This is a genomic window from Krasilnikovia sp. MM14-A1004, assembly GCF_047159485.1.
Classification (GTDB): Bacteria; Actinomycetota; Actinomycetes; order Mycobacteriales; family Micromonosporaceae; genus Actinoplanes.
In genome coordinates, this window is record NZ_AP038773.1 from 4,688,049 (window position 1) to 4,703,358 (window position 15,310).

The 15,310-nt window shown below is 73.8% G+C and carries 9 protein-coding genes; 7 read left to right on the forward strand and 2 right to left on the reverse strand.

Going from position 1 to position 15,310, the window contains the following annotated elements; translation table 11 throughout:
- The first annotated feature begins 17 nt into the window (after window positions 1-17).
- The 5 genes from ACMCNN_RS19975 (at window position 18) to ACMCNN_RS19995 (ending at window position 8,402) form a co-directional block, all read left to right on the forward strand.
- A complete protein-coding gene (locus ACMCNN_RS19975) occupies window positions 18-611 on the forward strand; it encodes a LysE/ArgO family amino acid transporter (protein ID WP_412742039.1) in 594 nt (197 codons plus the stop codon).
- 95 nt (window positions 612-706) lie between these two features.
- Window positions 707-2,305 carry a diguanylate cyclase gene (locus ACMCNN_RS19980; RefSeq protein ID WP_412742040.1) on the forward strand — a complete coding sequence of 533 codons (1,599 nt, stop codon included), beginning with the start codon at window positions 707-709 and terminating at the stop codon, window positions 2,303-2,305.
- Between the two features lie 359 nt (window positions 2,306-2,664).
- A complete protein-coding gene (locus tag ACMCNN_RS19985) occupies window positions 2,665-2,946 on the forward strand; it encodes a hypothetical protein (RefSeq protein ID WP_412742041.1) in 282 nt (93 codons plus the stop codon).
- Window positions 2,947-2,961: 15 nt separating this feature from the next.
- Window positions 2,962-7,353: an HAD-IC family P-type ATPase gene (locus ACMCNN_RS19990; RefSeq protein WP_412747216.1), complete on the forward strand. Its 4,392-nt coding sequence runs from the start codon at window positions 2,962-2,964 to the stop codon at window positions 7,351-7,353.
- Between the two features lie 257 nt (window positions 7,354-7,610).
- Entirely contained in the window at window positions 7,611-8,402 is a 792-nt protein-coding gene (locus tag ACMCNN_RS19995; protein WP_412742042.1) for a GGDEF domain-containing protein, read from the forward strand.
- A 4-nt stretch (window positions 8,403-8,406) separates the two neighbouring features.
- On the opposite strand, the gene ACMCNN_RS20000 is transcribed toward ACMCNN_RS19995, so the two are convergent.
- Window positions 8,407-11,031, reverse strand: a complete 2,625-nt coding sequence (locus ACMCNN_RS20000; RefSeq protein WP_412742043.1) for an MGH1-like glycoside hydrolase domain-containing protein — start codon at window positions 11,029-11,031, stop codon at window positions 8,407-8,409.
- 97 nt (window positions 11,032-11,128) lie between these two features.
- On the opposite strand from ACMCNN_RS20000, the gene ACMCNN_RS20005 reads away from it, so the two are divergent.
- Window positions 11,129-13,039, forward strand: coding sequence for an amylo-alpha-1,6-glucosidase (locus ACMCNN_RS20005; RefSeq protein WP_412742044.1), 1,911 nt, complete (start codon window positions 11,129-11,131; stop codon window positions 13,037-13,039).
- Window positions 13,040-13,108: 69 nt separating this feature from the next.
- Window positions 13,109-14,653 carry a cation:proton antiporter gene (locus tag ACMCNN_RS20010; protein WP_412742045.1) on the forward strand — a complete coding sequence of 515 codons (1,545 nt, stop codon included), beginning with the start codon at window positions 13,109-13,111 and terminating at the stop codon, window positions 14,651-14,653.
- Window positions 14,654-14,719: 66 nt separating this feature from the next.
- Here the strand turns inward: ACMCNN_RS20010 and ACMCNN_RS20015 are convergent, their stop codons facing one another.
- Window positions 14,720-15,226: a CAP domain-containing protein gene (locus ACMCNN_RS20015; protein WP_412742046.1), complete on the reverse strand. Its 507-nt coding sequence runs from the start codon at window positions 15,224-15,226 to the stop codon at window positions 14,720-14,722.
- Window positions 15,227-15,310 lie beyond the last annotated feature (84 nt).

Here is a 15,310-nt window from a genome sequence, read left to right on the forward strand (position 1 = left end):
CCCTAGCGTCGGTGGACGTGGGTTCCGTACTCGCCGGATTCGGCTTCTCGCTCGCGCTGATCGTCGCCATCGGCGCGCAGAACGCGTTCGTGCTGCGCCAGGGGCTGCGCCGCGAACACGTCCTGCCGATCGTGGCGATCTGCGTGGCCGCCGACGCGACGCTGATGACCGCCGGCATCGCCGGGCTCGGGGCCGTGGTGGCGGACGCACCGGCCGTCCTGGCCGCGGTGCGGTGGGGCGGTGCCGCGTTCCTGCTCGCCTACGCGGTCCTCGCGGCCCGCCGCGCGCTGCGTCCCACCGCGCTGACCCCGCTCGCCCGCCCGCCCGCCACGCTGCGCGCGACGCTGCTGGCCTGCCTGGCGTTCACGTTCCTCAACCCGCACGTCTACCTCGACACGGTGGTGCTGCTCGGCACTGTCGCCCACCAGGACCCGCACCGGTGGGCGTTCGGCGCCGGAGCCGCGACGGCGAGCCTGGTGTGGTTCGCCACGCTGGGGCTCGGGGCCCGGCGGCTGGCGCCTCTGCTGGCGCGCCCGGGGGCGTGGCGGGTCGTCGACGGGGCCATCGCCGCGATCATGGTGACTCTGGGGCTGTCGCTGGCCCTCGGCTGACCGCGGGGACGCGTCGATCACCTCAGGAGCGGCAGCGCCGGGTCGAAGGAGAGGACGGGCGCGATCGGGTGCCGCGACGAGGTTCGGAGGCAGGCGTGGCGCACGGGGCGGATGAGGCGCGGCTGCCCGTGCCCGTGTCCGCCTACGGCCCCCTGGACGGCCTGGCCGAGCAGGTGCACCTCATGGCGCAGAGCGGCCGGGCGTCCGAGGCACTCGACGCCCTGGAGGTCTTCGAGCCGTACGCCCGCGCGTTCGGCGACATGAAGACCGTCGGGTTCCTGCGGCAGGGCCGCATGTACGCGTACCTGTATCTGGGTCGCATCCCGGAAGCGATCGCCGTCGGTGAGCAGCTGCTGGAGGACACCCGGGCCACCGGCAACGTGGTGGCGATCGCAAAGACCCTGGCCGACCTGGCCGACCTCAACCTGCGCGCGAACCGGGTCGACGAGGCGATGCGCAAGCTCGCCCGGGCGGGACTGCTGCTGGAGCAGACCACCATCCGCAACGACAGGTACGTCGCGGCCCTGTCCTCGGCGATCTGCGCGGCCACCGGCATGGAGCTGTTCGAGACCGCGCATGCCACGTACCAGCAGCTGACCCAGTGGTGGGCGTCGGAGGGCCGTACCGAGACGACCGCCAACCACGACCTGATCTACGCCGAGACGCTGCTGCAGTGGGGCCTGCGGCTCGATCAACTCGGCGACCACGCCGAGGCCCGGCCCCGGCTGCACACGGCCGCCGGCATCTTCCGGCGCTGGTGCACGGCCTGCGAGAGCCAGGACGCGGCCGGACCCTTCATCGCCCTGCACTCCCTGGCGCTGGCGAAGACCGGCGACCTGCGGGAGGCGCAGCGCCTCGCCGCCGGGGTCGTGGTGCGGCTGCGCAGCGACGACGACCCGCACACCGCGTGGCCCGCCCACATGGCCCTGGGCCTCGCGGCACGCGACGAGGGCGACATGGCTTCCGCGCGCCGCGAGTTCACCGCCGCCGCCGAGCTTCTCCGGATCACCGGCTCCCCGTGCGAACGCCTCATCGTCGGTCACGAGATGGCCTGCCTCGCCGCCGAGGAGATCGGCGAGCACGCCAGTCGCGACCTGCGGTACATGCTCGACGTTCAGGCCCGGCAGCTGTGGCAGCTGCGCCTGCAGCGCGTCGCCATGCTGCGTCAGGCCCGCCACCGCGAGGAACAGGAGCAGGCCCGCCGCGAGGCCGAAGCCGCCCTGCTGCACGACCCGCTCACCGGCCTGGGCAACCGCCGCCGCTTCGACCAGCTGATGGCCGACCTCGACGCCGGGCTCATGCCCGCGCCGACCGTGCTGCTCTTCATCGACGTGGACAAGTTCAAGGCCATCAACGACACCTTCTCGCACAGCGTCGGCGACCGCGTGCTGTGCGAGATCGCCGGGACCCTGCGGGCCAACTGCCGCGCCGACGACATCGCCATCCGCTATGCCGGCGACGAGTTCGTGGTCTTTCTGCGTACGGATGCCGAGGGCGCCCGCCGCGTCGCCGAACGCATCCGCCTCACCATCGCCGACGCCAACCTCGACGACATCGCCCCGGGGTTGCGGGTCAGCATCAGCGTCGGCGTCGCCGCCCACGAGCCCGGCATGCCCGCCCATGAGCTGGTGGACACCGCCGACGCGCACCTCTACCTGGCCAAGCGCAACGGCCGTGACCAGGTGGCCGCCTGACCCGCGGATCGCCCGCGATCGGCAATCCCGATACTTTGCGACAACCGTCACTATTGGCACACATCAAAGACACATTGCACGGTTACGCTCACCGTGACGGTATGCATCCACGCAATGACACCACGGTGAATGTGAGGATCGGCGCGATCGGGGTATCCCGGACGCGACGAAGACGGGATCCGGGGAGGCGGTGGACGATGACCACCGACAGCACGGCGGCCAAGGGGCAGCGAAAAGGACCACGCTCGACCGACACCAAAGCGACCAGAAGAGACAGTCACCCCCATCCCGATCGCGCGGCCGACGACGCGACGGCCACGCCCGAGGCGGCACCACCGCAGGAGCATCCGGCTCGAACGGTGCGGTTCCCCATCGTCACGATGCACTTCTCCACCCGCTGGATCAGCGCCGACGTCGGCCGGTGGCCGGGCGGGATCGCGGCCGGCGGTCGGTGGATCGCGACGCGGACGAGTCACGCGGTCCTGGGCGCGGGCTCCTGGCTCGCGCACCGGGGCGGGCGATCGGCGGACGACCACTGGGCCGAAGCGGCGCACCCGCACGAGGACCCGGCCGCGGAGCCGCCACGCTCCACAGAGGATGACGGCGCCCCGGCGTCGCACCCGACGCACACCGGGGCCTAGGGGGCGTCCGTGCCGATGCAGGCCACCTCGCCGGCGCAGACCGCACCCCGGACAGCGCGCGACCCCGGGGAACCCACACCGGCCGCCCGGTCGGTGTGGGCGCGGCCCGGCCGGGTCCACATCGGTACGGCGGGCGGACAGCACTCCCCGGCGGCCGACCATCGGGCGCACCTGATCGCCGCCGCGCAGGCGGTGCCCGGCGTGCACTGGGCAGCGGTCAACGAGGTCCTGGGCCGGGTGATCGTCGATTTCGATCCCCGGCGCACCAGCGCCGCCGAGGTGATCGCGGCGGTCACCGGCTCCGCCGCGGCGGACGACGGCCCCGCAGGGTCGGATGCACCTCCGGCGTATCCCGGAGATCGCGCCCCAGCCGTGCGGGCGGCGGCCACGCTGGCCGGCCTGGTGGTCGGCGGCGGCGCGGGGCTGGTGGGCAGGGCGCTGCGGTTACCGGCGATCGCCGGTGAGTCGATGGCCGCCCTCGCCGCGGTGGACGCCATGCCGGGGCTGCGCTCCCGGCTGGAGAACCGGTTCGGCGGCCCCGTGGTGGGCTGGGGTCTCGGCGCCGCCACCGCGGTCGTGTCCGCCGCGGCGCAGACCCCGGCGACGCCACTGGCCGAGGCGGCGGTCCGGGTGGTGCAGCTGCGTGAGGCCCTGGCCCGGCAACGGGTGTGGCAGCGGCGCGAGCCCCACCTGTGTGCCGACGCGGTGACCGCCACGTCCGGCCGGGTCGTGGTGCCGGCCCGCCCGGCGCCGCTGCCGGACGGTCCGGTGCAGCGCCACGTGCGGCGGATGGGCCGGCTGGTGCCCGCGGCCGCCGTCGCCACGGGGATGTGGGGCGGGCTGCGCCGGGCCGCCCAGGCGGTGATGGTCGGCACGCCCCGTACCGCCACGGCCGGTCAGGAGGCGTACGCGGCGCAGGTGGGCCGCCTGCTGGCCGAGCACGACACGGTCGTCCGCGACGCCACCGCGCTGCGCCGCCTCGACCGCATCGACACCGTGCTGATCGACGCCGCGGTGCTGCTCACCGGACGGTGGACGCTGACCGGCGTCACCATCGCCGGCGACGCCGATGGAGAGGGGGCCGACGAGACGGCGGTGCGCAACCGGCTGGCCGACCTGCTCGACGGCGCCCGGCCCGGCGAGACCGTACACCGTGGCCGGTGGTCGCTGGGCCCGCCCGCCGCGCTCGGCGTCACCGTGCCGGACGAGCTCCCGGACCGCCGGTCCGACACCCGGACGGTGGCGCTGGTCCGGAACGGCCGCCTGGTCGCCGCCGCCACGGTCGAGGCGGAACTGCATCCGCTCGCCGACGCGGTCGTGCAGGCGGCGCGGGCCGTCGGCACGCTGATGGTGGCCGGTCGCGGCTCGGGACTGGGCGCCCGGCTGGGCGTCGAGGTACTGCCCGGCGGGTCCCGCATGGCCGCCTCCGTACGCGGTCGGCAAGCGGCCGGTGCCGGTGTGCTGCTCGTCGCGGGACGCAACGACACGGCGCTCGCCGCCGCGGACTGCGGCATCGGCGTGGTGCGGCCCGGCCACCGGCCGCCCTGGGGCGCGCACCTGCTGGCCGGCGCTGACCTCGGCGAGGTGTGGCTGGCGCTGGAGGCGACCGCACTCGCCCGGCGGGCCAGCGAACGCAGCGCCCAGCTGGCCCTGCTCGGTACCGCGTCGGGTGCGCTGTTCAGCGTCGCCGGCCCGGCCACCGGCGCCGGGCGCCGCGTCGGGCTGCCCGTCAGTCTGGCCACCCTGGCCGCGGTCGGCGCCGCCACGTGGTCGGTGTCCGGCCTGGCCAGGCGCCCGGCGCCCGTGCCGCCGGACACCACCGCGTGGCACGCCCTGCCGCTGGCCGAGATCTGGCGTCGGCTGCGCACCTCGGCGGCCGGGCTGGATCCCGGCCAGGCTGCTGCCCGCCGCCGTGGCGACACCGACGACGGCTCCGCCGGGCAGGAGGGTCTGCTGCGCGCCACGGTCGCCGAGCTGGACAGCCCGCTGACCGGGCCGCTGACCGCCGGGGCCGGGATCTCGGCGGCCACCGGCGCGGTCAGCGACGCCACCCTGGTCGGCGGAGTCCTGGCCGCGAGTGCGGCGCTCAGCGGCGTCCAGCGGGTCACCGCGAATCGGGCGTTGCGCCAGCTGGAGCACACCACCGCGCTGCGGGTACGGCTGCGCCGCGGCGGCGTGGAGGCCGAGGCCCCCGCCGACGATCTGGTGCCCGGCGACGTGATCCTGGTGGCCGCCGGGGACGCGGTGCCCGCCGACTGCCGGCTGATCGACGCGACCGGGTTGGAGATGGACGAATCGGCGCTCACCGGGGAGTCCCTGCCGGTGGCCAAGAGCGGCACCCCGACGGCGGCCACGGCGGTCGCCGAACGCACGAGCATGCTCTTCGCCGGGACCACCGTGGCCGCCGGCACCGGTACCGCCGTGGTGGTGGCGACCGGCGCGGCCACCGAGGCCGGTCGAGGTGCGCACGGCGCGGGCGCGTTCCAGCCGGCCGGCGGCGTCGAGGCGCGGCTGCAGAAACTGACCGCGGCCTCGGTTCCCGTCGCGGTCGGCGCCGCCGGGGTCCTGCTGGGCGCCGGGGCGTTGCGCGGGCGACTCGGTCGCAGCGTGGGCGAGGCGGTCGCCCTCGCGGTCGCGGCGGTCCCGGAGGGGCTGCCGTTCGTGGCGACCGTGGCGCAGCTCGCGGCGGCCCGCCGGTTGTCGCGCCGCAACGTGCTGGTGCGCAACCCGCGCACCATGGAGGCGCTGGGCCGCGTCGACGTGGTCTGCTTCGACAAGACCGGCACCCTCACCGAGGGCCGGATCCGGCTGCGCCGGGTCAGCGACGGCAGCCACGACCAGGCCTGCGAGCAGCTGTCCGGGCATCACCGCGACGTGCTGGCCGCCGGGTTGCGGGCCACACCCGCCCCCGAGACCGGGCAGGTACTGCCGCACCCCACGGACCGGGCCGTGGCCGAGGCCGGCGAGCACTGCGGCGTCCTGCTCACCGACCACGCCCCTGGCTGGCAGATGCGGCGCGAGCTGCCGTTCGAGCCCGGCCGCGGCTTCCACGCCGTGCTCGGCGAGGACCGCAACGGCCGGCGGATCAGCGTCAAGGGCGCCCCCGAGGCCGTGCTGCCGCGCTGCGTACGGCGCTGCGACGAGCGCGGCGAACGGGCGATCGGCGACGGGGACCGCGCCGACCTGGAGGCACACGTCGAGCAGCTGGCCCGGCAGGGCTACCGGGTCCTGGCCGTGGCCGAGCGCGCCGCCTCCGCGCGTAAGCACCTCGACGACGAACGCATCGACCAGCTGACGTTCCTCGGCCTGCTCGCCCTGGCCGACCCGGTACGCCCCACCGCCGCGGAGGCGGTACGGCAGCTGCGCGCCGCCGGGGTCGACATCGCCATGCTCACGGGCGACCATCCCAGCACCGCCGCCGCGATCGCCGCGGAGCTGGGCATCCTCAACGGCCACCGGCCCGTCACGGGGCCGGAGATCGACGCGTGCACCAGCGAGGAACTGGCCAAGCTGGTGGCCGAGGCCACGGTGTTCGCCAGGGTCAGCCCGGCACACAAGGTCACCCTGGTCCGTGCGCTGCGCCGCGCGGGCCGGGTCGTCGCGGTCACCGGCGACGGCGCCAACGACGCCCCGGCGATCCGGCTCGCCGAGGTCGGCATCGCGCTGGGCGACCGCGGTACCACCGCCGCCCGCGAGGCCGCCGACATCGTCATCACGGACGACCGCATCGAGACGATCGTCCACACCGTCATCGAGGGGCGTGCGCTGTGGATGGCGGTCCGCGACAGCGTCGCCCTGCTGCTCGGCGGCAACCTCGGTGAGATCGCGTTCACCGTCACCAGCGCGCTGCTGTCACCCCGGCCGCCGCTGGGCGCCCGGCAACTGCTGCTGGTCAACCTGGTCACCGATCTGCTGCCGGCGCTGGCCCTGGCCGCCCGGCCGCCCCGGCACGTCAGCGCCGAGGAGCTGCTGCACGCCGGCCCGGACGCCGCCCTCGGCGCGGACCTGAACCGCGACATCGCCGTACGCGCCGCCGCCACCGCCCTCGCGGCCACCGGCGGCTGGCTCGCCGCGCGGCTGACCGGCACCGCCGGGCGGGCGAGCACCGTCGCCCTCGCCAGTCTCGTCGGTGCCCAGCTGGCGCAGACCGCCCTGGCCGCCCGCGGCGACCCGCTCGTGCTGGCGGCGGCGATCGGCTCCGGCGTGGTGCTGGCGGGGCTCATCCAGTTCCCGCCGACCAGTCTGTTCTTCGGCAGCCGGCCGCTGGGCCCAGTGGCGTGGGCCATCGTCCTGGCCGCCTCCGGCGCCGGTGGCGTCCTCGGCCGGCTCGGAAACAGGCTGCCGATCGACACCGTCCGGACACTGTCGAAATTTGCGAGCGTCACCAATCCGACGCCTGCCGGCTAGGAGATTGACGTACGGTGGGTCCACCGCCACCGCCCGGATCCCCCGCCGGAGACCACCATGGAGCACATCCTCACCCAGGTCCTCATCCAGGTCGTCAGCGCCGCTCTGATCGCCCTCGCCGCCGCCCTCTTCCGTCGCCTCCTGCCCACCGGCTGACCCGCGGGCCACCCGCGCGCCCGGCCCGAAAGCCCGGCTGCTCGGCCCGAACGCCCGCTGCCCGGCCCGAACGCCCGCTGCGCGCCGAGGATGACCCGTACGTGGCGTGGCCGGCCCACGCGGCGCTGGGAATCGTGCTGCGCACGCGCGGCGAACTGGTCGCCGCCCGCCGCGAGCTGGTGGCCGCCGCCGAGAGCCTGCGGGTCAGCGGCTCGCCCAGCGAACTGCTCATCGTCGACCACGAACTCGCCTGCCTGGCCGTACGGGAGGTCGGCGACCATCCCAGCCGCGACCTCCGGCACATGATCGAGAACCAGGCCCGGCGACTCTGGCAGCTCCGCCTGCAACGCGTCGCCATGCTGCGCCAGGCCCGCCACCGCGAGGAACAGGATCAGGCCCGCCGCGACGCCGAGGCCGCCTCCCTGCACGACGCCCTCACCGGACTGGGCAACCGCCGCCGCTTCGACCAGCTCATGACCGAACTCGACAGCGGCCATCTGCCGGCACCGGTCGTCCTGCTCTTCATCGACGCGGACCGGTTCAAGTCCGTCAACGACACGTACTCGCACGGCGCCGGTGACGCCGTCCTGCGCGAGATCGCCGCCATCCTGCGCGCCAACTGCCGCGCCGACGACATTCCCATCCGGTACGCCGGAGACGAGTTCGTCGTGTTCCTGAACACCGACCTCGACGGGGCACGCCACGTCGCCGAGCGCATCCGGGCCGCCATCGGCGCCGGCGCCCACGACGACATCGCCCCCGGCCTGCGGGTCAGCGTCAGCGTGGGTATCGCCGCACATCGGGACGGCATGCCCGCCCACCAGCTCCTCAGCACCGCCGACGCCAACCTCTACCACGCCAAACGCAACGGGCGCGACCAGATCGCCGCCTGACTCCCTACCGGTGCAGCGTGAGGATCAGGTCCACGACCAGCGCCGTCCACCCGGTCTGGTGCCAGGCGCCCAGCCCGGCTCCGTTGTCGCCGTGGAAGTATTCCGGGAACACGACGAGATCCTTCCAGTCCGGATGGTTCTGGAACATCTCGTTGGCGCCGTACAGGGGGCGGCGGCCCCACGAGTCGGGCACGAACAGCGACACCAGGCGGCGTGACACGTCGTCGGCGACCTCGGCGAGGGTGACCTGCACGCCGGATCCGGTGGGGTACTCGACCTTCAGATGGTCGCCGTAGAAGTCGGCGAACTCCCGCAGCGCCTCGACGAGCAGGTAGTTCACCGGCATCCACACCGGGCCGCGCCAGTTGGAGTTGCCGCCGAACAGGCCGCTGGTGCTTTCGGCCGGCTCGTACCCGACGGTGAAGTCGGAGCCGCCCAGCGACACCGTGAACGGCTTCTCCAGGTGCGCCCGCGACAGGGTGCGCAGCCCGTACGCGGACAGGAACTCCTCCGGGTCGAGCATCCGCGCCAGGATCCGCAGCAGCTGGTCCTGGCCCACCATGGACAGCAGCCGTTGCTGGCGCCCGTCCGCGCCGATCCGGCGGGCGCTGATGATGTCGCCGTACTCGGGCTGGTTGGTCTGCATCCACCGCAACCGCGCACCCAGCGCGGGCAGCCGGTCGAGGGTGGCGCCGGTGAGCCGGGTGGTGGCCGCCAGGGGCAGCAGCCCGACGATCGAACGGACCTTCAGCGGCAGCTTGTGCCCGTCGGGCAGGCGCAGCACGTCGTAGAAGAAGCAGTCCTCGTCGTTCCACAGCCCTTGCCGGTACGCGGCCTCGGCGATGTACGCGAAGTGCTCGAAGAACTTCGTGGCCATGTCGGTGTACGCCTGGTCGTGCAGCGCCAGCCGGATCGCCATGTCGAGCAGGTTCAGCGCGTACATGGCCATCCAGCCGGTGCCGTCGGACTGCTCCAGCACCCCGGCCACGGGCAGCGCCGCGGACCTGTCGAACGGGCCGACGTTGTCCAGCCCCAGGAAGCCACCCTCGAAGACGTTGTTGCCGCCGACGTCCTTGCGGTTGACCCACCAGGTGAAGTTCAGCAGCAGCTTGTGCATCACCTTGGCGAGGAAGTCGAAGTCGCGCCCGCCGTCGATCTCGAACACGCGCAGCGCCGCCCACGCGTGCACCGGCGGGTTCACGTCGGAGAACGCCCACTCGTACGCGGGGATCTGCCCGTTGGGGTGCATGTACCACTCGCGCAGCAGCAGCAGGAGCTGGCTCTTCGCGAAGCCGGGATCGACGCGGGCGATGGTGACGCAGTGGAACGCCAGGTCCCACGCCGCGTACCAGGGGTACTCCCACGGGTCGGGCATGGAGATGACGTCGAACGAGTTCATGTGCCACCAGGCGTGGTTGCGCCCGTACCGGCGGCCCGGCGGTGGTGGGGTGGTGGCCGGGTCGCCGCGCAGCCACTGCTTGACGTCGAGGTGGTAGAACTGCTTGCCCCACATCAGCCCGGCGATCGCCTGCCGGGCGACCGCGGCCTCCTCGGCGGAGGCGGCGGCGGGGATCAGGTCGGCGAAGAACTCGTCCGCCTCGTCCTCGCGGATGCGCAGGACCTCGTCGAAACCACGACCCAGATCCGCGGGCGGCGGCGGCTCGTCGCTCTGGGTGAGGCGCAGCCGGATCCGCCGGGTCTCCCCCGGACCCAGATTCAGTACGTAGTGCAGCGCGCCCTTCGTGCCCGTCCCCTCCGGGTTGACCGTCGGCGCGCCCGCGACGACGTGGTCGTTGATCCCGTCCTTCGGGTACAGGGTGGTGCCGGGCAGCGCCCACAGCCGCTGCGCGTTGGTCTCGTTGTCGCACATCAGGGCGGGCGGCGCGCCCTCGGCGTCCAGCGTGATCCGGCCCAGGCTGCGGTGGGTACCCAGCAGCCGCCCGGGCTGCCCCTCGATCTGCGGTACGGGCCGGTTCGGCGCCCCCCACGACCAGGTGTTGCGGAACCACAGCGTCGGCAGCACGTGCAGGGTGGCCGCCTCGGAGCCCCGGTTGGCGACGGTGACGACGATGCACATGTCGGTCGGGGTGGCCTTGGCGTAGTCGACGGTGACCGCCCAGAACCTGTCGTCGTCGAAGATGCCGGTGTCGACCAGCTCGTACTCGGACTCGTCGCGCGTGCGCTGCCCGTTGACCCGGACCAGGTCGTCGTACGGGAAGGCCGCCTGCGGGTAGTGGTAGCGCCAGCGCATCCACGAGTGGGTGGGGGTGGAGTCCTGGTACCACCAGTACTCCTTGGCGTCCTCGCCGTGGTTGCCGCCGTCGCCGCCGAGGCCGAACATCCGCTCCTTGAGGATCGGGTCGCGCTCGTTCCACAGCGCGAGGGCGAAGCAGAACGTCTGCCGGTCGTCACAGACCCCGGCCATCCCGTCCTCGTTCCACCGGTACGTCCGGGACCGGGCATGATCGTGGGGGAAGTAGTCCCACGCGGTGCCGTGTTCGCTGTAGTCCTCGCGCACCGTGCCCCAGGCGCGTTCGGACAGGTAGGGACCCCACGCCCGCCAAGGCTGTTCGCCCGAGTCCGCCTGCGCCAGCCGTACCCGCTCCGCCACGCCGTTGCTCACCCCCATGGTTCGATCATGAACCTCGGTCGACCACACTGTGATTGTTACCGGCATGTGTTACGGGCGAGGGACACGCCCCGTTCAAGTCAGGGAGGGTGCCCGGGTGCGGCCCATCGCCTTCGGCCCGCAGGTCTGCGGCCGCATCGAGGAGTCCTCGGTCCGCGAGTGGCTGGTACCCGACGGCTGCGGCGGTTACGCCATGGGCACCGTCGGTGGGCTGCGCACCCGCCGGTACCACGGCCTGCTCATGGTCGCCGGACGCCCGGTCGCCAGCCGCCGGCTGGGCCTGGCCGCGCTGGACGCGGTGATCACCATGCCCTCCGGTGCGCTCGTGCGGCTGGGCACCCACGAGTGGGCCGACGGGGCGATCGCGCCGCGCGGCCACGAGCTGATGGCCGGGTTCGACCTGGTCGACGGCGTACCCCGCTGGCGGTGGCGGATCGGCGACGTGGTGCTCGAACGGGAGCTGGCCATGTCGCACGGCAGCCCCAGCCTGGCGGTGGTGCACCGCCTGCTCACCGGCGGCCCGGTCAGCCTACGCCTGGAAGCCCTGGTCACGTGGCGTGACGGGCACGCCGGGCGGACCGCGGCCGACGGTCCGCCGCCTGTGGTGGCCGACGCCGAGGGCGGCTGCGTCGTCGAGGACGCCTTCCGGCTGCGCGGCCCCGACTTCCGGGCCGCCGGGCAGTGGTACCGCAACGTGCACTACCGCGAGGAGGCCGCGCGCGGCTTCACCGCCACCGAGGATCTCTGGTACGCGGGCGCCTGCCACGCCGAGCTGCGCCATCCCGGCGACACCGCCGAGGTGTCCGCGTGGGCGGGTGACCTGGCCGAGGTGCCGCCACCGGCCGCGATCGTGGTGGCCGCCGCCCGGGAACGCAGCCGGGCCGTCGCGGCCGCGGCCGCTCCCGCCGACGAGTCGCAGGCGACGCTCGCGCTGGCGGCGGACGCGTTCGTGGTGCACACAGCGGACGGGCCGGACGTGGTCGCCGGGTATCCGTGGTTCGGCGCCTGGTCGCGCGACACGATGCTGTCGTACGAGGGGTTGTTCCTCTCCACGGGCCGCGCCGACGTGGGCCGGGAGCTGCTGCGCGGCTACGCCGCCACGCTGTCGCGGGGGATGCTGGCGAACACCGCGGACTCGGGCACGGTCGAGTACAACACCGTGGACGGCACCCTGTGGTTCCTGCACGCGGTCGGCCGGCACGTGGCCGCCACCGGCGACACCGACCTGGCGGCGGAGCTGCTGCCCGCCCTGCGCGAGGTCGTCGACGCCCACCTGGCCGGCACCCGGTACGGCATCCGCGTCGACCCGGCCGATGGGCTGCTCACCCAGGGCGTCCCCGGCGCGGCGCTGACCTGGATGGACGCCCGCGTGGACGGCGTACCGGTGACCCCGCGCATGGGCAAGCCGGTCGAGGTGAACGCGCTGTGGGTCAACGGGCTGGCCACGGTGATCAAGCTGGCCTGGCAGGCACACACGCATGCCGGGGCGGCGGACCGCGCCCACCCGGCGGCCCTGGCCGGGTTCGCCCGCCGCTTCCCGGCCCCCGGCGGCCTGCTCCACGACGTGGTCGACGGCCCGGACGGCGACGACGCCACGCTGCGCCCGAACCAGCTGCTGGCCTGGTCGCTGCCGTATGCGCCGCTGCGCCCCGAACCGGCCGCGTTGCAGGCGATCGGCCGCGCCCTGATGACCCCGCTGGGTCCCCGCAGCATGGCCGCCACCGAGCCCGGATATCACGGACAGCACCGCGGCAGCCCGGAGGAACGGGACAACGCGTACCATACCGGGACAGTCTGGCCGTGGCTGACCGGCCCGTACGTGGCCGCGTGGCGCCGGCTGGGCGTGTCCGCCGAGCAGACCCTGTCCGACGCCGACGGCCACCTCGGCGAGTACGGCCTCGGCTCGGTGTCGGAGACCGCCGACGGCGACGCACCGCACGCCGCCACCGGCTGCCCGTTCCAGGCGTGGTCGGTCGCCGAGTCGCTGCGGGTGCGCCGCCTGACCTGAGACCGGCCCCGCTCCCGCCGCCGCGCGTCCACAGGCTCAGCCGACCCGCCCCGCTCTAGCCTGATCGTCGTGGAAGGCGTGCAGCTGCTGCTCATCATCGGCGCCGGCATCGCCGTGTCGGCGATCGCGCACAAGCGGGACCTCGAACCCGGCATGATCATCGTGGTGCTGTCGGCGGCCGCGTCGTTCATCCCCGGTATGCCGCGGCTCGAACTCGACAGCGAGTTCATCCTCGCGGTGGTGGTGCCGCCGCTGCTCTACTCCGCGACGCGCGGGGCGTCGTTCGCGGCGTTCGGGGCCAACCTGCGCGCGATCGTGACGCTCGGCGTGATGCTCGTGCTGCTCACGGCGGGCGTACTCGGGCTGGTCGCGACGTGGCTGCTGCCGACGATCGGGGCCGCCGCGTTCGTGCTCGGCGCGGTGCTGGCGCCGCCGGACACGATCACCACGGTGTCGCACGGGGACGAGATCGGGCTGCCGAAACGGGTCACCTCGATCCTCACCGGGGAGAGCCTGGTCAACGACGCGACAGCACTCACCGTGTTCAGCATCGCGGTCGGTGTGGTCGGCGGGGAGCACGAGACGTGGGGGCACGGCGCCCTGGAGCTGCTGCGCACCGCGGCGGTCGGCATCGGCATCGGCGCGCTGTTCGCGCTCGCGACACTGTGGATCCGCAAGCGGCTGGGCAATCCGACGCTGGAGACGGCGCTCGTGCTGCTGGTGCCGTTCACCGCGTTCCTGGTCGCCGAGCAGGTGGAGGCGTCGGGGATCCTCGCGGTGGTGGCGGCCGCGTTCTCGATCAGCATCAACCTGACCCTCGACCCGAAGCACCAGTACCCGGGCGCCTACCGCACCCGGTTGCAGGAGCAGGCGTTGTGGCCGGTGCTGGACTTCGTGCTGGAGACGTTCGTCTTCGCGTACATCGGTCTGCAGTTGAGGTTCGTCCTCGACGACCTGGCCCACTCCGCGGAACCGGGCCTGACCCGCACCCTGGTCGCGGCGGGCGCGCTGCTGGTCGTGGCGGTCGTGTTCCGGCTGCTGGCGGTGTACGTGCTGTTCGGCCGGTGGATCCTGCGGCACACGATGATCCGGCGACGGGCCGAGCGGGACGCCACCTTCCGGACCGCTTACGAGCAGCGCCACCAGCGGCGCAACCGGCGCGGCGGCGGTCAGCCCCTGGATCCGCCGACGCAGCGGGAGACACTGCTGGTGGGGTGGATCGGGATGCGCGGCATTCTCACCCTGGCCGCGGCCGGTGCGATCCCGGCGGGGGTTCCGGGCCGGGACGCGATCCTGGCGATCGCGCTGTTCGTCACGCTCGGCACGCTGCTCCTGCAGGGCACCACGATCGGCTGGCTGACCCGGCGGCTGAAGTTCGACCTGACCGCCGAGCGGGCCCGGGAGGAGGAACTACGCGAGAGCGGCAGACGGATCGTCGCCGACGTGGCCGCCGAGCCGGCCGCCGACCTGGACGCCACGTTCGAGGCGCAGCGGCTGGCGCTCGGCCGGGCCGTCATGGAGCGGCGGCTGACCGAGGAGATTGCCCGCGCCATGATCGAGGACATCGACCTGCGGCAGGCCGCCCGGCACACGCTGCCCGCGACCCGCGCCTGACGCCGAAAACGGCTTGGCCGGTACGCGCGCGCGTACCGGCCAAGCCGTTGGGGAAGCGGGCGGGGATCAGGTCCAGCCGAACATCTGGGTGTAGTACGGGGTGCCGTTGCTGGCGTAGACGACGCCGACGGCCATGGCCTTGGCGCGGCAGTCCACGATGTTCGCCCGGTGGCCGGGGCTGGCCATCCACGCCTTCATCGTGGCGGAGGCGGTGCGGGTGCCGTAGGCGACGTTCTCGCTCATCGGGTACGCGTACCCGGCCGCGCGGGCCCGGGTGACGAACGAGGAGCCGTTCGAGCCGATGTGGCTCATCTTGTTGGTGCGGGCCTGGTAGGCGCTGTGACCGCGGGCGGCCAGCAGCAGGCGGCTGTCGACGCGGATCGGCTTGCAGCCGGCCCGAGCGCGGGTGTTGTTGGTGTAGGTCACCAGCTGCGACTGCAACGTGGACGTGGTGACGGCGGCGGCCGCCTGGGCGGGTGCGGCGGTGACCGTCATGGCGACCAGCGAGGCACCGACACCGGCGAGCATGACACCGACCGTCGTCACGACCTTGCGCATCGTCTTGCGACCCACAGTGAATCTCCCCCGTTTCGGTCCGGCCCCCGTCGGCCGGTCACATGAAGAAGATTCGGGGTCGTGCGGTGCGCCTCCGGGTCC